Raw genomic sequence first — 17,430 nt, 5'->3', positions numbered from 1 at the left:
TCTCAGTCCTCGTCCGATTCCGGACGACTCGGACTCCGTTAGGAGACCGGGCCGCCGAAGATGTCGATACGGTCGCCCTCGGCGAGGGTCACGATGGCGCGCTTGGTGTCGGCGCGCTTGCCGTAACCGGTGCGGGTGCGCTTGCGCTTGCCCTGCCGGTTGATCGTGTTGACCCCGGTGACCTTGACCGAGAAGACCGCCTCGACGGCCTGCTTGATCTGGGTCTTGTTGCTGCCGGGCGCGACGATGAACGTGTACTTGTTCTCGTCCAGCAGCGCGTAGCTCTTCTCCGAGACAACCGGCTTGACGAGCACGTCACGCGGGTCCGAGAAGGTCTTGCTGGTGACGACGGCCTCAGTCATCAGGCGTCGCTCCCTTCGGTCTCAGCGGCCTTGGGGCCAGACACGAAGGACTCGAAGGCGGCCTTGGTGAAGACCACGTCGTCGGAGACGAGCACGTCGTACGTGTTCAGCTGGCCCGGCTCCAGGATGTGAACCTGGGGCAGGTTGCGGGCGGACAGCCACGCGGCCTCGTCGCTGCGCTCGGCGACCAGGAGCACGTTCTTGCGCTCGCTGACCTTGCCGAGAAGAGTCTTGGCGGCCTTGGTGGAGATGTCGCCCTCGACCACGCCGGCAACGACGTGGATGCGGCTGTTGCGGGCCCGGTCGGTGAGGGCACCGCGCAGGGCGGCAACCTTCATCTTCTTCGGGGTCCGCTGGCTGTAGTCACGCGGCACGGGGCCGTGGACGATGCCACCGCCGGCGAACTGCGGCGCGCGGGTCGAACCCTGACGCGCACGGCCGGTGCCCTTCTGGCGGTACGGCTTCTTGCCACCGCCGCGGACCTCGCCGCGAGTCTTGGTCTTGTGCGTGCCCTGACGGGCAGCGGCCAGCTGTGCGACAACGACCTGGTGGATCAGCGGAACGCTGACCTTCGCGTCGAAGATCTCCGTGGGGAGCTCGACGGTACCGGCCTTGTCGCCTGCCGGCGAAAGGATGTCAATGGTGCTCATCGGTTACCTCAGGCCCCCTTGGCCGCGGTACGGACCAGGACGAGGCCGCCGTTCGGACCAGGAACTGCGCCCTTGATGAGCAGCAGACCCTTCTCCGCGTCAACGGCATGGACGGTCAGGTTCTGGGTGGTGACCCGCTCATTGCCCATACGGCCGGCCATCCGCATGCCCTTGAACACACGGCCCGGGGTGGCGCAGCCACCGATGGAGCCAGGCTTACGGTGCACACGGTGGGCACCGTGGGAGGCCTTGCCGCCATGGAAGCCGTGACGCTTCATGACACCGGCGAAGCCCTTGCCCTTGCTCTTGCCGGTCACATCCACCTTGACGCCGGACTCGAAGGTCTCAGCGGTCACTTCCTGGCCGAGGGTGTACTCACCGGCATCGGTGGTACGAACCTCGACGAGGTGGCGACGGGGGGTGACGTCGGCCTTCGCGAAGTGGCCCTTGAGGGGCTTGTTCACCTTGCGCGGGTCGATCTCGCCGAAGGCGATCTGGACGGAGTCGTAACCGTCCTGGTCATTGGTACGCACCTGGGTAACGACGCAGGGGCCGGCCTTCACCACGGTCACCGGGACGACACGGTTGTTCTCGTCCCAGACCTGGGTCATGCCGAGCTTCTCGCCCAGGATGCCCTTGATCTGCTTAGCCATCTCTTCCGCGCCTCTCAGAGCTTGATCTCGATGTCAACGCCGGCCGGAAGGTCCAGGCGCATCAGCGAGTCAACGGTCTTGGGCGTCGGGTCGAGGATGTCGATCAGGCGCTTGTGCGTGCGCATCTCGAAGTGCTCGCGCGCGTCCTTGTACTTGTGCGGCGACTTGATGACGCAGTACACGTTCTTTTCAGTGGGCAGCGGCACCGGGCCCGCGACCGACGCACCAGTACGGGTCACCGTCTCGACGATCTTCTTCGCCGAAGAGTCGATGACCTCGTGGTCGTAGGCCTTGAGCCGGATGCGGATCTTCTGTCCCGCCATGGCTACTTCGTAGTCCTGTCTCTCGTAACGCTCTGGGACCCGGTGTGCTGTGCTCCCTGGGAACCACCGTTCTTCTCCGACCCACGCGGTCGGGCGTGTCGCACCCCTTCCCGTAAATCTCCGTAAAGGAGATCCTTCAGAAGGAGTAGGCAGGGGAAGAACACCCACCGGACGCCTGGCCGAGGCACCCCGCTGACGCTTCCCGGAAGATTCCCGTATTTCCGGCCCTGAGAAGGGACGACGAATACCTGGGACTCGCTTCCGGTCCTCCCGGCGAGAGGCGCGCAGCATCGGCACTCAACCGAGCAACCTGGACAGTGTGCCATACCCCGGACGCCTAAGGCCAATCGGGACCCAACTGTCAAGGAGCCCCGCCCACCTGATGGTGGACAGGGCTCCTTGCCGTGCTTTTCGGGGCAGCGCCCCGCACCCCCGGCCCGAGGGCCGGAAGCTACCGGATCACCCGGATCAGCGAAATTACTTCGTGATCTTGGTGACCTGGCCGGCGCCGACGGTCCGGCCACCCTCACGGATGGCGAACTTCAGGCCCTCTTCCATCGCGACGGGCTGGATGAGCTCAACGGTCATCTCAGTGTTGTCGCCCGGCATGACCATCTCGGTGCCCTCGGGGAGGGTCACGACGCCGGTCACGTCGGTGGTACGGAAGTAGAACTGCGGGCGGTAGTTGTTGAAGAAGGGGGTGTGACGGCCACCCTCGTCCTTCGACAGGATGTACGCCTGGGCCTCGAACGAGGTGTGCGGCGTGACCGAACCCGGCTTGATGATGACCTGGCCGCGCTCGACGTCCTCGCGCTTGATACCGCGAAGCAGCAGACCGACGTTCTCACCGGCCTGGCCCTCGTCGAGGAGCTTCCGGAACATCTCGATACCGGTGACCGTGGTGGTGGTCTTCTCGGTCTTGATGCCGATGATGTCGACGGTCTCGTTGACCTTGAGGACACCACGCTCGATACGACCGGTGACAACGGTGCCACGGCCGGTGATCGTGAAGACGTCCTCGATCGGCATCAGGAACGGCTTGTCGACGTCGCGCTCGGGCTGCGGGATCGACTCGTCGACGGCGTTCATGAGCTTGAGGACGGAGTCGCCCCACTCCTTGTCGCCCTCGAGCGCCTTGAGCGCCGAGACCTTGACGACCGGAACGTCGTCGCCCGGGAACTCGTACTCGGAGAGGAGCTCACGGACCTCGAGCTCGACGAGCTCCAGGATCTCCTCGTCGTCCACCATGTCGGCCTTGTTCAGGGCGACAACGATGTACGGAACGCCGACCTGGCGGGCCAGGAGCACGTGCTCCTTGGTCTGCGGCATCGGGCCGTCGGTGGCGGCAACCACGAGGATGGCGCCGTCCATCTGCGCCGCACCCGTGATCATGTTCTTGATGTAGTCCGCGTGACCGGGGCAGTCGACGTGGGCGTAGTGACGGTTCTCCGTCTGGTACTCGACGTGCGCGATCGAAATCGTGATACCGCGCTGGCGCTCCTCAGGAGCCTTGTCGATCTGGTCGAAGGCCGAGGCCTCGTTCAGGTCCGGGTACGCGTCGTGCAGCACCTTGGTAATGGCGGCCGTGAGGGTCGTCTTACCGTGGTCAATGTGACCGATGGTGCCGATGTTGACGTGCGGCTTAGTCCGCTCGAACTTCGCCTTCGCCACTGGTTCCTCCTGAAGTGGTTCTGTACGCCTTACTCATCGGCGCCAGGTGATCTTTGCTGGGATGCCGGCTGACGGGGCAATCCTCACGGATTGCGGGGATTACCCCATCAGACGGTGTCAAGCCTAAAGCGTGTTCCGACTCTCGGGAGACGGAGCTATTCGCCCTTGGCCTTCGCGATGATCTCCTCGGCGACGTTCCGGGGAACCTCGGCGTAGGAGTCGAACTGCATCGAGTAGCTTGCGCGACCCGAGGTCTTGCTGCGGAGGTCGCCGACGTAGCCGAACATCTCCGACAGGGGGACCAGGCCCGTGATGAGCTTGGCGCCGCTGCGCTCCTCCATGGACTGAATCTGTCCACGGCGGGAGTTGATGTCGCCGATCACATCGCCCATGTAGTCCTCGGGCGTGGTGACCTCGACCTTCATCATCGGCTCGAGCAGGGCCGGGGAGGCCTTGCGCGCGGCCTCCTTGAAGGCCATCGAACCGGCGATCTTGAAGGCCATCTCCGAGGAGTCGACCTCGTGGAACGCACCGTCGAGCAGCGTGACCTTGACGCCGGTCAGCGGGTAGCCGGCGAGAACACCGAACTCCATGGCCTCCTGGCAGCCCGCGTCCACGGACGGGATGTACTCCCGCGGGATACGGCCACCGGTGACCTTGTTCTCGAACTCGTAACCGTCGCCCTCGAGGGGCGCGATCGCGATCTGCACCTTCGCGAACTGGCCGGAACCACCAGTCTGCTTCTTGTGCGTGTAGTCGAGACGCTCGACCGGCTTGCGCAGGGTCTCGCGGTACGCGACCTGCGGCTTGCCGACGTTGGCCTCGACCCGGAACTCACGCTTCATACGGTCGACCAGCACGTCGAGGTGCAGCTCGCCCATACCCGCGATGATGGTCTGGCCGGTCTCCTCGTCGGTGTGCACCTGGAACGAGGGGTCCTCTTCGGCGAGTCGCTGGATGGCGACACCCAGCTTCTCCTGGTCGCCCTTGGACTTGGGCTCAATGGCGACCTGGATGACCGGGGCCGGGAACTCCATCGATTCCAGGATGACCGGGTTGCCCGCGTCGCAGAGGGTCTCACCGGTGGTGGTCTGCTTCAGACCCATGACGGCGACGATGTCACCGGCACCCACCGACTCGATCTCCTCACGCTTGTTCGCGTGCATCCGGTAGATCTTGCCGATGCGCTCCTTCTTGCCCTTCACCGAGTTCTGCACCTGCGAGCCGGCCTCAAGGCGGCCCGAGTAGATGCGGATGAAGGTGAGCTTGCCCAGGTGGGGGTCGCTCGCAATCTTGAACGCCAGAGCGGCCAGCGGCTCGCTCTCGGACGGCTGGCGCTTGATGATCTCTTCCGGGTCCTTGACGGAGTGGCCTTCGATGGCCTCGACGTCGAGGGGGGAGGGGAGGTAGCGCACAACCGCGTCGAGCAGGGGCTGCACGCCCTTGTTCTTGAACGCGGTACCGCAGAACACCGGGGTGACGGTGGTGTTCTCGGCCTTGCCCGAAGCGATGGTGATCCGACGGATCGCCGCGTAGAGCTGCTCCACGGTGGGCTCCTGGCCCTCCAGGTACAGCTCCATGCTCTCTTCATCGTTCTCGGCAACGGCCTCGAGCAGCTTGCCGCGCCACTCGTCGGCAGCCTCGATGTGGGTGTCCGGGATGTCGACGGTGTCGTACATCTCACCCTTGGCGGCCTCGGCCGACCAGACCAGGGCCTTCATCGTCACGAGGTCGACGACGCCCTTGAAGTCGGCCTCGGTGCCGATCGGGAGCTGCATCACGATCGGGGTCGCGCCGAGGCGGTCCACGATCATGTCGACGCAGCGGTGGAACTCGGCACCCGTGCGGTCGAGCTTGTTGACGAAGCAGATACGCGGAACGCCGTAGCGGTCCGCCTGACGCCAGACGGTCTCGGACTGGGGCTCGACACCGGCAACGCCGTCGAACACCGTCACCGCACCGTCCAGGACGCGCAGCGAGCGCTCCACCTCGACCGTGAAGTCGACGTGGCCCGGGGTGTCGATGATGTTGATGGTGTTGTCGACGTCTTCCAGCGGCCAGTGGCAGGTCGTCGCGGCAGACGTGATCGTGATGCCGCGCTCCTGCTCCTGCTCCATCCAGTCCATCGTGGCAGCGCCGTCGTGGACCTCACCGATCTTGTAGGAAACGCCGGTGTAGAACAGGATCCGCTCGGTGGTGGTCGTCTTGCCCGCGTCGATGTGGGCCATGATCCCAATATTGCGGACCTTGGCCAGGTCAAGCGAAGTGGTGGCCATAGTGGCTCAATCTTCTCTCGGTCTCGATGTGGGTTGCGACTACCAGCGGTAGTGCGCGAAGGCCTTGTTGGACTCGGCCATCTTGTGCGTGTCCTCACGCTTCTTGACCGAAGCGCCGAGGCCGTTGGAGGCGTCGAGCAGTTCGTTCATGAGGCGCTCGGTCATGGTCTTCTCGCGGCGGGCGCGGGAGTAGCCCACGAGCCAGCGGAGCGAGAGGGTGCCGGCACGGCCGGGCTTGACCTCGACCGGGACCTGGTAGGTCGCGCCACCGACACGGCGGGACTTGACCTCGAGGGTCGGCTTGATGTTCTCGAGCGCGCGCTTGAGCGTGATGACCGGGTCGTTACCGGTCTTCTCGCGCAGACCCTCCATGGCGCCGTAAACGATGCGCTCGGCGGTGGAGCGCTTTCCGTTCAGCAGCACCTTGTTGATGAGGGAGGTCACCAGAGGAGAACCGTAGACCGGGTCAATGATGACCGGGCGCTTCGGGGCGGGGCCCTTACGAGGCATTCTTACTTCTCCTTCTTGGCGCCGTAGCGGCTGCGAGCCTGCTTGCGGTTCTTGACGCCCTGCGTGTCGAGGGAGCCGCGGATGATCTTGTACCGAACACCCGGCAGGTCCTTCACACGGCCGCCACGCACGAGCACGATCGAGTGCTCCTGGAGGTTGTGGCCCTCACCCGGAATGTAAGCGGTGACCTCGATCCCGCTGGTCAGACGCACACGCGCGACCTTACGCAGGGCCGAGTTCGGCTTCTTCGGGGTGGTCGTGAAAACACGCGTGCAGACGCCACGGCGCTGGGGGGAACCCTCGAGCGCGGGCGTCTTGTTCTTCTCGACCTTGTCCTGCCGGCCCTTTCGGACCAGCTGCTGGATCGTAGGCACCGTTTCTCCGGTTTCTGTGTGCCAGTCTCGGTAAAGCTAACCTGGAACATTCCCCGACCCACGCGGTCGGGTGTGTCGAATACTGCAGTCCGATCCCTCGCTGGAACGAGTGAGGCGGCAGATTGCGGTGTCAAAACCTGGCTTCCGTGCTGTGGCTCTCCGGCCAGAGGCTGTGGAGATTGCGCGCACGGCAGCCCAGGGACACCCCAGGCACAAGGTCAGAGCGTACCTACCGCATGGGCTGCGGTCAAAACAAATGCACACGCGAAGGACACGCCGGACTCGTCACGGCGTTGCGGTCACCGTAGTGCGCTCGGCGACCGTACGGAAGAAGGCGCCACGCCCCCGCAACACACCGCGGCCGCGCACCGCCCGCCGGTGGCCCCGGCCCGCGGACCGGTCAGAGGTTGACCGCCGCCGTCAGGATGAAGACCAGCAGGAACAGCACCCAGCCGCCGATCGCCAGCCAGCCCAGCACCAGCCCCGTAATCGCCTGGCCATCCCCGCGCTCCCCGGTGCGGCGGATCTCGGCGCGCGCCTTGTGTCCCAGGATCACCGCCGGAATCGCCGTCAGCCCCCACGTCACCGGCGTCATGATCCCGCAGACCAGCGCGCCCGTCGCCGAGCTGTTGGTGTGCACCGGCACCGGCATCTGCATCGGCATGAACGTCGCCGGCACCATGGGCCGCTGCGGCACGAACTGCGCCTGCGGTACCGGCCCCTGCGGAAGATCCGCCACCAGCATCTGCAGCTCGGCGTGCGTCTGTGCCTTGTAGGCCCGTCCGATCCGCTGCTCGTACTCCGGCTGCTGCAGCCGCCCCTCGGCGAACCCCGCCTTGAGCACATCGACCGCCCGCTCACGATCGGCGTGCGAGGCACGCATGGCAGGCACCTGATTCGACGGCTGAGCCGGCTGCCCGCCCTGCCACGGCTGGAATGCCACTTCGCGAACCTCCCCCCGCTCGACAGTACTCTCCATCTTCTCATCAGAGACGCAGCAATGGGAGGACAAGTTCCCCCGCGCGGCCCCCGACCCGGTGGGGGCCGGACAACGCCGCAGGGCGGCCACCCCGCGAGGGATGGCCGCCCTGTTGCTGTCGTACGGACCGGGCTTACTGGTTGTACGGACCGTAGTCGTAGTCCTCCAGCGGGACCGCCTGGCCGGAGCCGGTGCCGAAGGGCGAGTAGTCGATGTCGTCGTAACCGACGGCCGAGTACATCGCGGCCTTGGCCTCTTCGGTGGGCTCGACCCGGATGTTGCGGTAGCGGGACAGGCCCGTACCGGCCGGGATGAGCTTACCGATGATGACGTTCTCCTTGAGGCCGATCAGGGAGTCCGACTTGGCGTTGATCGCCGCGTCGGTCAGGACCCTGGTCGTCTCCTGGAAGGACGCCGCCGACAGCCAGGACTCGGTGGCCAGCGAAGCCTTGGTGATACCCATCAGCTGCGGACGGCCGGAGGCCGGGTGGCCGCCTTCCGCCACGACACGACGGTTCTCGCCCTCGAACTTCGTGCGCTCCACCAGCTCGCCCGGCAGCAGCTCCGCGTCGCCGGACTCGATGATCGTCACACGGCGCAGCATCTGCCGGATGATGATCTCGATGTGCTTGTCGTGGATCGCCACGCCCTGGCTGTTGTAGACCTTCTGGACCTCGCCGACCAGGTGGACCTGGACGGCGCGCTGGCCGAGGATCCGCAGCACGTCGTGCGGGTTGACCGCACCCACGGTCAGCGGCTGACCGACGGTGACGTGGTCGCCCTCGCCCACCAGGAGACGGGCACGCTTGGAGACGCCGTAGGCGGTCTCGTCGCTGCCGTCGTCCGGGGTGACGACGAGCTTCTTGGTCTTCTCGGTCTCCTCGATCCGGACGCGGCCGGCCGCCTCCGAGATCGGGGCGACACCCTTGGGCGTACGGGCCTCGAAGAGCTCGACGACACGCGGCAGACCCAGGGTGATGTCGTCACCGGCCACACCACCGGTGTGGAAGGTACGCATCGTCAGCTGGGTGCCGGGCTCACCGATGGACTGGGCGGCGATGATGCCGACCGCCTCACCGATGTCGACCAGCTTGCCGGTGGCCAGCGAACGGCCGTAGCAGAAGGCACAGGTGCCGACCGCGGACTCACAGGTCAGGACCGAGCGGGTCTTGACCTCCTCGACGCCCGCGTTGACCAGCGCGTCGATGAGCACGTCACCGAGGTCGACGTTCGCCGGAGCGACGACCTTGCCGTCGACGACGACGTCCTCGGCCAGCATGCGTGCGTAGACGCTGGACTCGACGTCGTCCGCCTTGCGCAGGACGCCGGCGGCATCCTTCGAGGCGATCCGCAGCTTGAGGCCACGCTCCGTGCCGCAGTCCTCCTCGCGAATGATGACGTCCTGGGAGACGTCGACCAGACGACGGGTGAGGTAACCGGAGTCGGCGGTACGCAGAGCGGTGTCCGCCAGACCCTTACGGGCACCGTGCGTGGAGATGAAGTACTCCAGCACGGACAGACCCTCGCGGAACGACGCCTTGATCGGACGCGGGATGGTCTCGTTCTTCGCGTTCGACACCAGACCACGCATACCGGCGATCTGCCGCATCTGCATCATGTTTCCTCGGGCACCCGAGTCAACCATCATGAAGATGGGGTTCGTCTTGGGGAAGTTCTCATTCATCGCCTCGGAGACCTCATTGGTCGCCTTGGTCCAGATGTTGATCAGTTCCTGAGTGCGCTCGTCCTTGGTGATCAGACCGCGCTCGTACTGCTTCTGGACCTTCTCGTCCTGGGCCTCGTAGCCCGCGACGATGGCCTTCTTGGCCTCCGGCACGACGATGTCCGAGACGGCGACGGTGACGCCGGAACGGGTCGCCCAGTGGAAGCCGGCCGCCTTCAGGTTGTCGAGCGTCGCCGCCACGATGACCTTCGGGTAGCGCTCTGCCAGGTCGTTGACGATCGCGGAGAGCTGCTTCTTGCCCACCGAGTAGTCGACGAACGGGTAGTCCTCGGGCAGCAGCTCGTTGAAGAGCGCACGGCCCAGGGTCGTCCGCAGCCGGAAGCTGTCGCCCTGCTGCCACTCGGGCTCGCCCTCTTCCGGAACCGGCGGGGTCCAGCCACGGGGCGGGACGGTGCCGATCGGGAAGCGGATGTCGACCTTCGCCTGGAGCGAGAGCTCCTTGGCGTCGAACGCCATGATCGCCTCGGCGGCGGAGCCGAACGCGCGGCCCTCACCGATGACCTTGCGCTCCTCTTCATCCGTGGTGAGGAAGAAGAGGCCGAGCACCATGTCCTGGGTCGGCATGGTGACCGGACGGCCGTCGGCCGGCTTGAGGATGTTGTTCGAGGACAGCATCAGGATGCGGGCCTCGGCCTGGGCCTCCGCGGACAGCGGGAGGTGGACGGCCATCTGGTCACCGTCGAAGTCCGCGTTGAACGCGGTGCAGACGAGCGGGTGAATCTGAATGGCCTTGCCCTCGACCAGCTGCGGCTCGAAGGCCTGGATGCCCAGACGGTGCAGGGTGGGTGCACGGTTCAGCAGCACCGGGTGCTCGGCGATGACCTCTTCGAGCACGTCGTAGACGACCGTGCGGCCGCGCTCGACCATGCGCTTCGCGCTCTTGATGTTCTGCGCGTGGTTGAGGTCCACCAGGCGCTTCATCACGAACGGCTTGAAGAGCTCCAGCGCCATGGCCTTGGGCAGACCGCACTGGTGCAGCTTGAGCTGCGGGCCGACGACGATGACGGAACGCGCCGAGTAGTCGACTCGCTTACCGAGCAGGTTCTGACGGAACCGGCCCTGCTTACCCTTCAGCATGTCGCTGAGGGACTTCAGCGGACGGTTACCGGGACCGGTCACCGGGCGACCACGGCGGCCGTTGTCGAACAGCGCGTCGACGGCCTCCTGCAGCATCCGCTTCTCGTTGTTCACGATGATCTCGGGGGCACCGAGGTCAAGGAGACGCTTGAGGCGGTTGTTGCGGTTGATCACACGGCGGTACAGGTCGTTCAGGTCGGAGGTCGCGAAGCGGCCACCGTCCAGCTGCACCATCGGACGCAGGTCCGGCGGGATCACCGGGATGCAGTCCAGCACCATGCCCTTGGGGCTGTTGCGGGTCTGCAGGAAGGCGGAGACGACCTTGAGGCGCTTGAGCGCACGGGTCTTCTTCTGGCCCTTGCCGGTACGGATGATCTCGCGGAGGCGCTCGGCCTCCTCGTCGAGGTCGAAGGTCTCCAGGCGCTTCTGCAGGGCAGCGGCACCCATGGAGCCGTCGAAGTACGTGCCGAAGCGGTCACGCAGCTCGCGGTAGAGCAGCTCGTCGCCCTCGAGGTCCTGGACCTTGAGGTTCTTGAAGCGGTTCCACACCTCGTCGAGACGGTCGATCTCGCGCTGCGCACGGTCGCGCAGCTGCTTCATCTCACGCTCGGCACCCTCGCGCACCTTGCGGCGCACATCGGCCTTGGCACCCTCGGCCTCGAGCTCGGCCAGGTCGGTCTCGAGCTTCTTGGCGCGGGCCTCCAGGTCGGAGTCGCGACGCTGCTCGATCTGCTGACGCTCGACGGAGACATGCGCCTCCAGCGAGGGCAGGTCGCGCGTACGGCGCTCCTCGTCCACCCACGTGATCATGTAGGCGGCGAAGTAGATGACCTTCTCGAGGTCCTTGGGCGCGAGGTCCAGCAGGTAGCCCAGCCGGCTCGGCACGCCCTTGAAGTACCAGATGTGGGTAACGGGAGCGGCCAGCTCGATGTGACCCATCCGCTCACGACGCACCTTGGCGCGAGTGACCTCGACGCCACAGCGCTCGCAGATGATGCCCTTGAAGCGGACGCGCTTGTACTTACCGCAGTAGCACTCCCAGTCCCGGGTCGGACCGAAGATCTTCTCGCAGAAGAGTCCGTCCTTTTCGGGCTTGAGGGTGCGGTAGTTGATGGTCTCGGGCTTCTTGACCTCGCCGTGGCTCCACTGACGGATGTCGTCAGCGGTGGCCAGACCGATCCGGAGCTCATCGAAGAAGTTGACGTCGAGCACTATGCGTCAATCCCTCTCAGGGTTGTAAGTCTGTGGTCTGAAACGGGGGTCTTGGGGCCGACGGAACCCAGCGGGCTGGGCTCCGTCAGACTCCCGTCAGACCTCTTCGACGCTGCTCGGCTCGCGCCGGGACAGGTCGATGCCGAGCTCCTCCGCTGCGCGGAAGACGTCCTCGTCGGTGTCGCGCATCTCGATGGACATGCCGTCCGAGGACAGCACCTCCACGTTGAGGCACAGGGACTGCATTTCCTTGATGAGCACCTTGAAGGACTCGGGAATGCCGGGCTCGGGGATGTTCTCGCCCTTGACGATGGCCTCGTAGACCTTCACGCGGCCGGTGACGTCGTCGGACTTGATCGTCAGCAGCTCCTGGAGGGCGTATGCGGCGCCGTAAGCCTCCAGCGCCCACACCTCCATCTCACCGAACCGCTGGCCACCGAACTGAGCCTTACCACCCAGCGGCTGCTGGGTGATCATGGAGTACGGACCGGTCGAACGCGCGTGGAGCTTGTCGTCGACCAGGTGGTGGAGCTTGAGGATGTACATGTACCCGATCGAGATCGGGTCCGGGAACGGCTCACCGGAGCGGCCGTCGAACATCCGCGCCTTGCCGGAACCCTTGACCATCCGCTCGCCGTCGCGGTTCGGGATCGTCGACTCGAAGAGGCCGGAGATCTCGTCCTCGCGCGCACCGTCGAACACCGGGGTGGCGACGTTGGAGCCGGGGGCGACCTCGTCGGCGGAGATCGAGTGGAGACGCTTCTTCCACTCCTCCTCGGCACCCTCGACCTTCCAGCCCTGGCTGGCGAGCCAGCCGAGGTGGATCTCCAGGACCTGTCCCGGGTTCATTCGGGACGGGACACCCAGCGGGTTGAGGATGATGTCGACCGGGGTGCCGTCCTCCAGGAACGGCATGTCCTCGACCGGCAGGATCTTCGAGATGACGCCCTTGTTGCCGTGACGGCCGGCGAGCTTGTCACCGTCGGTGATCTTACGCTTCTGCGCGACATAGACGCGGACCAGCTGGTTCACGCCCGGGGGCAGCTCGTCGCCCTCTTCGCGGTCGAAGACGCGGACGCCGATGACCTTGCCGATCTCACCGTGCGGCACCTTCAGCGAGGTGTCGCGCACCTCGCGCGCCTTCTCACCGAAGATCGCGCGGAGCAGGCGCTCCTCGGGGGTCAGCTCGGTCTCACCCTTGGGCGTGACCTTGCCGACGAGGATGTCGCCGGCGACGACCTCGGCACCGATACGGATGATGCCGCGCTCATCGAGGTCGGAGAGGACCTCCTCGGAGACGTTCGGGATGTCCCGGGTGATCTCCTCGGGGCCGAGCTTGGTGTCACGGGCGTCGACCTCGTGCTCCTCGATGTGGATCGAGGAGAGGACGTCGTCCTGCACGAGGCGCTGCGACAGGATGATCGCGTCCTCGTAGTTGTGGCCCTCCCACGGCATGAACGCCACGAGCAGGTTCTTGCCGAGCGCCATCTCGCCTTCGTCCGTGGACGGACCGTCGGCGAGGACCTGGCCCTCGATGACCCGCGCGCCCTCGTCCACGACGACCTTCTGGTTGAAGGAGGTGCCCTGGTTGGAGCGGGTGAACTTGGCGACGCGGTACGTGGTGTACGTGCCGTCGTCGTTGGCGACGGTGATGTAGTCCGCGGAGACCTCCTGGACCACACCGTCCTTCTCCGCCTTGATCACGTCACCGGCGTCGACCGCACAGCGGTACTCCATGCCGGTGCCGACCAGCGGCGCCTCCGCCTTGATCAGCGGAACGGCCTGGCGCATCATGTTCGATCCCATGAGCGCACGGTTGGCGTCGTCGTGCTCAAGGAACGGGATCATGGCGGTCGCGGCCGACACCATCTGGCGCGGCGAGACGTCCATGAAGTCGACCTCGTCGGCCGGGACCAGGTCGACCTCGCCACCACGGCGGCGGACCAGGACACGCTGCTCGGAGAACCGCATGTCCTCGGAGAGCTTCGCGTTGGCCTGGGCGATCAGGAAGCGGTCCTCCTCATCAGCGGTGAGGTAGTCCACCTCCTCGGTGACCTGGCCGTCGACGACCTTGCGGTAGGGCGTCTCGATGAAGCCGAAGACGTTGACCCGGCCGTAGGAGGCCAGCGAGCCGATCAGACCGATGTTGGGACCTTCAGGGGTCTCGATCGGGCACATACGGCCGTAGTGCGAGGGGTGCACGTCACGGACGTCCAGGCCGGCCCGCTCACGGGAGAGACCACCCGGGCCGAGCGCCGACAGGCGACGCTTGTGGGTCAGACCCGACAGCGGGTTGGTCTGGTCCATGAACTGGGACAGCTGGCTGGTGCCGAAGAACTCCTTGATGGAGGCGACGACCGGCCGGATGTTGATCAGGGTCTGCGGCGTGATCGCCTCGACGTCCTGGGTGGTCATGCGCTCACGCACGACGCGCTCCATACGAGCCAGACCCGTGCGGACCTGGTTCTGGATGAGCTCGCCGACGTTGCGCAGACGACGGTTGCCGAAGTGGTCGATGTCGTCGGTCTCGACGACGATCGAACGACCGGACTCGCCCATCGTCTCGGTCTCGCCCGCGTGCAGCTTGACCAGGTACTTGATCGTCGCGATGACGTCATCGGTGGTCAGCACGCCGGCGTCGAGCGGCTCGTCGCCGCCGAGCTTCTTGTTGACCTTGTAGCGGCCGACCTTGGCGAGGTCGTAGCGCTTGGGGTTGAAGTACAGGTTCTCGAGCAGCGTCTGCGCGGCCTCACGGGTCGGCGGCTCGCCCGGACGCAGCTTGCGGTAGATGTCGAGCAGCGCGTCGTCCTGGCCCTGGGTGTGGTCCTTCTCCAGGGTGGCGCGCATGGACTCGTACTCGCCGAACTCCTCGAGGATCTGCTCGGTCGTCCAACCGAGAGCCTTGAGCAGAACGGTCACGGACTGCTTGCGCTTGCGGTCGATGCGCACACCGACCATGTCGCGCTTGTCGATCTCCATCTCCAGCCAGGCACCCCGGGACGGGATGATCTTGGCCGAGAAGATGTCCTTGTCGGACGTCTTGTCGATGGAGCTGTCGAAGTACACGCCCGGCGAGCGGACCAGCTGCGAGACGACGACACGCTCGGTGCCGTTGATGCAGAAGGTGCCCTTGTTCGTCATGAGCGGGAAGTCGCCCATGAAGACCGTCTGGGACTTGATCTCGCCGGTCTCGTTGTTCGTGAACTCCGCGGTGACGAAGAGCGGAGCCGCGTACGTGAAGTCGCGCTCCTTGCACTCGTCGATGGAGTTCTTCGGGGGCTCGAAGCGGTGGTCGCGGAACGTCAGCGACATCGACCCGGAGAAGTCTTCGATCGGGGAGATCTCTTCGAAGATCTCTTCAAGACCGGACTTGGTGGGGACTTCCTGCCCACTCTCCAGCGCAGCCTCGACGCGACCCTTCCATGCGGCATTGCCGAGCAGCCAGTCGAAGCTTTCGGTCTGCAGCGCAAGGAGGTTCGGAACCCCGAGGGGCTCCTTGATCTTCGCAAAAGAGATGCGCAGCGGGGCGGTGCTGTCGCCGTTGTTCGTATTGGCAGTCGAGGCGTTGCGCGAGGCGGCCAAGAGGGGGTCCTTCCGAGGGCTCGGACTCACTACGCGCGTACCGGTCCCGAATCGAGCAGACTGAGGGAAAGCCCAGATCAGGGCGGTTCATTCAGCTTTGCTCGGGCTCGGGTATGCCCCTGGTGACGGGCAGGGAGCAGCTAACAGGCAGCGCAAAGGGTCAGTGTAGCCACTTGGCACACTGATGTCCAGAGCGAGTTTCCGGAGACCGGTTCAGCAGCGTGATACCGATCTTCTCCCTCCGGGAGGTCATGCCCTCCGCGCCGGAGGAGCTCCTCGTTGTTCTTCTCTACGCCCATTGCCCTGCGCCTGCCGAAAGCCCTGCGCCAGTGGCGCACACCGATGCTTCCCTCTTCGTCGGCGATCCATGCCTCGAACCCTGGATCGCTTCTGCGTCGCGTCCCGAGAATTGCGCGCCGCGTCCGGTTCGTCAAGGCCCCCCACCTCTGGGAGATCGTCACATGGGGGCACGTCCGGGCAACGATGATCACCATACTCGCACGCAGGCGCGAGACAATGCAGCCGTGGCGAGCACGCCGAAGGGCGACCACCCGCATGGGTGATCGCCCTTGGCTGGTGTCCGAAGCGCCTCAGGCGCCGTGGACGTGAGTCAGAGACTCAGTGGGGTCACTTGACCTCGACGGAGGCGCCGGCGCCCTTGAGGGACTCGGCAGCCTTCTCCGCGGCGTCCTTGGCGACCTTCTCGAGGACCGGCTTCGGGGTGCCGTCGACGAGGTCCTTGGCCTCCTTCAGGCCCAGGGAGGTCAGCTCACGCACGACCTTGATGACCTGGATCTTCTTGTCGCCCGCACCGGTGAGGATGACGTCGAACTCGTCCTGCTCCTCGACCTCGGCGGCCGGGGCGCCGGGGACGCCGGCGGCGGCAACGGCGACCGGGGCAGCGGCCTCGACGTCGAACTTGTCCTCGAACGCCTTCACGAACTCGGAGAGCTCGATGAGGGTCATGCCCTCGAACTGCGCGAGCAGGTCTTCCTGGCTGAGCTTCGCCATGGTGGCGGTCCTTCCACTAATTCGGCTGGTGCCGGATGTACATGTCTGGCGGGCGTACTACGGGCCCGCTGGGCGTCCGAGTGATTACTCGGCAGCCTCGGCGGGAGCCGGCGTACCGGCACCGCCCTGCTCGACCTTGCTGCGAAGCGCGTCCGCGGTGCGGGCGAACTTCGTGAGGGGGGCCTGGAAGGTCGCCGCGGCCTTGACCATGGACGCCTTCATGCCACCCGCCAGCTTGGCGAGCAGAACCTCACGGGACTCGAGGTCCGCAAGCTTCTTGATCTCGTCGGCGGACAGCGCCTTGCCGTCAAGGACACCGCCCTTGATGACGAGAGCGGGGTTTTCCTTGGCGAAGTCACGAAGACCCTTCGCCGCCGTGACCGGGTCACCGGTCACGAAGGCAACAGCGGTCGAGCCCTTGAGGTGCTCGTCCAGCTGAATCCCGGCCTCCTTGGCCGCGATCTTGGTCAGCGTGTTCTTCACCACACGGTACTGAGCGTTCTCGCCGAGAGAACGACGCAGCTCCTTGAGCTGCGCCACAGTCAGTCCGGTGTAAGAAGTCACAACAGCTGCGTGGGAGTCACGGAGCTTCTCAGTGATCTCCGCAACGGCTGCGTTCTTGTCAGACGTCGCCATGAGCCTCGGCCTCCTTCCGGGTGATGAGGACCGCGCAGAAGGGGCTGGGCAAAACAAACGCCCCGGCGCAGGCGCACGGGGCGTACTCGACCGAGCGGAATCCGTCCGGGAGTTCATCCATACACACCTGCGCAGGCCGTCCGCAGCTAGCGGATCCTTCGGCCACCACACGTCCGGGACCGGACGCGCAGAGACAACCAGCGGTCTTTGGCTTCTGGGAAAAGATACGGGAGCAGGATGCAGTCAGGCAAATCGGCGTGGGGGGGGGGGGGGGGGGCGCCCCCCCCCCCCCCCCCCCCCGGGGGGGGGGCCCCGGCGGGGCCCCCGGCGGGGGCCCGCGGGGGCCCCCCCCCCGCGGGGCCCCCCCCCC

13 protein-coding genes are annotated in these 17,430 nt (G+C 65.8%); all 13 read right to left on the bottom strand.

Features of this window, described 5'->3' with window-relative positions; translation table 11 throughout:
• Positions 1-38: 38 nt before the first annotated feature.
• The 13 genes from rplW to rplJ all read right to left on the bottom strand — a co-directional run bounded on the left by rplW (position 39) and on the right by rplJ (position 17,060).
• Positions 39-362: a 50S ribosomal protein L23 gene (gene rplW / locus ACWGI6_RS03110; RefSeq protein WP_393906383.1), complete on the bottom strand. Its 324-nt coding sequence runs from the start codon at positions 360-362 to the stop codon at positions 39-41.
• Positions 362-1,012: a 50S ribosomal protein L4 gene (gene rplD / locus ACWGI6_RS03105; RefSeq protein WP_042155858.1), complete on the bottom strand. Its 651-nt coding sequence runs from the start codon at positions 1,010-1,012 to the stop codon at positions 362-364. Before rplD ends, rplW begins: the two co-directional genes overlap by 1 nt.
• Before the next feature lie 8 nt (positions 1,013-1,020).
• Positions 1,021-1,665 carry a 50S ribosomal protein L3 gene (gene rplC, locus ACWGI6_RS03100; protein WP_030986140.1) on the bottom strand — a complete coding sequence of 215 codons (645 nt, stop codon included), beginning with the start codon at positions 1,663-1,665 and terminating at the stop codon, positions 1,021-1,023.
• A gap of 14 nt (positions 1,666-1,679) precedes the next feature.
• Complete coding sequence (rpsJ, locus tag ACWGI6_RS03095) at positions 1,680-1,988, bottom strand: 30S ribosomal protein S10 (protein ID WP_014054162.1); 309 nt, start codon at positions 1,986-1,988, stop codon at positions 1,680-1,682.
• A gap of 477 nt (positions 1,989-2,465) precedes the next feature.
• Complete coding sequence (gene tuf, locus ACWGI6_RS03090) at positions 2,466-3,659, bottom strand: elongation factor Tu (RefSeq protein WP_127151661.1); 1,194 nt, start codon at positions 3,657-3,659, stop codon at positions 2,466-2,468.
• Positions 3,660-3,814: 155 nt separating this feature from the next.
• Complete coding sequence (fusA, locus tag ACWGI6_RS03085; RefSeq protein ID WP_393906385.1) at positions 3,815-5,935, bottom strand: elongation factor G; 2,121 nt, start codon at positions 5,933-5,935, stop codon at positions 3,815-3,817.
• A 39-nt stretch (positions 5,936-5,974) separates the two neighbouring features.
• On the bottom strand, positions 5,975-6,445 hold the full coding sequence (gene rpsG / locus ACWGI6_RS03080) for a 30S ribosomal protein S7 (protein WP_085925683.1): 471 nt from the start codon (positions 6,443-6,445) through the stop codon (positions 5,975-5,977).
• Positions 6,446-6,447: 2 nt separating this feature from the next.
• Positions 6,448-6,819, bottom strand: coding sequence for a 30S ribosomal protein S12 (rpsL, locus tag ACWGI6_RS03075; protein WP_003948652.1), 372 nt, complete (start codon positions 6,817-6,819; stop codon positions 6,448-6,450).
• Between the two features lie 400 nt (positions 6,820-7,219).
• The gene (locus ACWGI6_RS03070; protein ID WP_453265863.1) at positions 7,220-7,702 is read right to left on the bottom strand and encodes a DUF1707 and DUF4190 domain-containing protein; all 483 of its coding nucleotides are present in this window, start codon (positions 7,700-7,702) and stop codon (positions 7,220-7,222) included.
• Between the two features lie 229 nt (positions 7,703-7,931).
• Entirely contained in the window at positions 7,932-11,831 is a 3,900-nt protein-coding gene (locus ACWGI6_RS03065) for a DNA-directed RNA polymerase subunit beta' (RefSeq protein ID WP_393906387.1), read from the bottom strand.
• 96 nt (positions 11,832-11,927) lie between these two features.
• Positions 11,928-15,413 carry a DNA-directed RNA polymerase subunit beta gene (rpoB, locus tag ACWGI6_RS03060; protein ID WP_393906388.1) on the bottom strand — a complete coding sequence of 1,162 codons (3,486 nt, stop codon included), beginning with the start codon at positions 15,411-15,413 and terminating at the stop codon, positions 11,928-11,930.
• Positions 15,414-16,040: 627 nt separating this feature from the next.
• The gene (rplL, locus tag ACWGI6_RS03055) at positions 16,041-16,424 is read right to left on the bottom strand and encodes a 50S ribosomal protein L7/L12 (RefSeq protein ID WP_030986128.1); all 384 of its coding nucleotides are present in this window, start codon (positions 16,422-16,424) and stop codon (positions 16,041-16,043) included.
• 84 nt (positions 16,425-16,508) lie between these two features.
• On the bottom strand, positions 16,509-17,060 hold the full coding sequence (gene rplJ, locus ACWGI6_RS03050) for a 50S ribosomal protein L10 (protein WP_393906390.1): 552 nt from the start codon (positions 17,058-17,060) through the stop codon (positions 16,509-16,511).
• Between the last annotated feature and the right edge of the window lie 370 nt (positions 17,061-17,430).

This window comes from Streptomyces sp. NPDC054786 (assembly GCF_053611685.1).
Note: the sequence above shows the minus strand (reverse complement) of the source record. Positions and strands in the feature narration are given on the sequence as shown.

Excerpts from the sequence above, each read along its gene's own strand:
- ACWGI6_RS03070 (WP_453265863.1), bottom strand. The coding sequence starts at position 7,702 with ATGCGTGCCTCGCACGCCGATCGTGAGCGGGCGGTCGATGTGCTCAAG.
- rpsJ (WP_014054162.1), bottom strand. The coding sequence starts at position 1,988 with ATGGCGGGACAGAAGATCCGCATCCGGCTCAAGGCCTACGACCACGAG.
- rplD (WP_042155858.1), bottom strand. The coding sequence starts at position 1,012 with ATGAGCACCATTGACATCCTTTCGCCGGCAGGCGACAAGGCCGGTACC.
- rpsG (WP_085925683.1), bottom strand. The coding sequence starts at position 6,445 with ATGCCTCGTAAGGGCCCCGCCCCGAAGCGCCCGGTCATCATTGACCCG.
- rplW (WP_393906383.1), bottom strand. The coding sequence starts at position 362 with ATGACTGAGGCCGTCGTCACCAGCAAGACCTTCTCGGACCCGCGTGAC.
- rplL (WP_030986128.1), bottom strand. The coding sequence starts at position 16,424 with ATGGCGAAGCTCAGCCAGGAAGACCTGCTCGCGCAGTTCGAGGGCATG.
- rplJ (WP_393906390.1), bottom strand. The coding sequence starts at position 17,060 with ATGGCGACGTCTGACAAGAACGCAGCCGTTGCGGAGATCACTGAGAAG.
- fusA (WP_393906385.1), bottom strand. The coding sequence starts at position 5,935 with ATGGCCACCACTTCGCTTGACCTGGCCAAGGTCCGCAATATTGGGATC.
- rplC (WP_030986140.1), bottom strand. The coding sequence starts at position 1,665 with ATGGCTAAGCAGATCAAGGGCATCCTGGGCGAGAAGCTCGGCATGACC.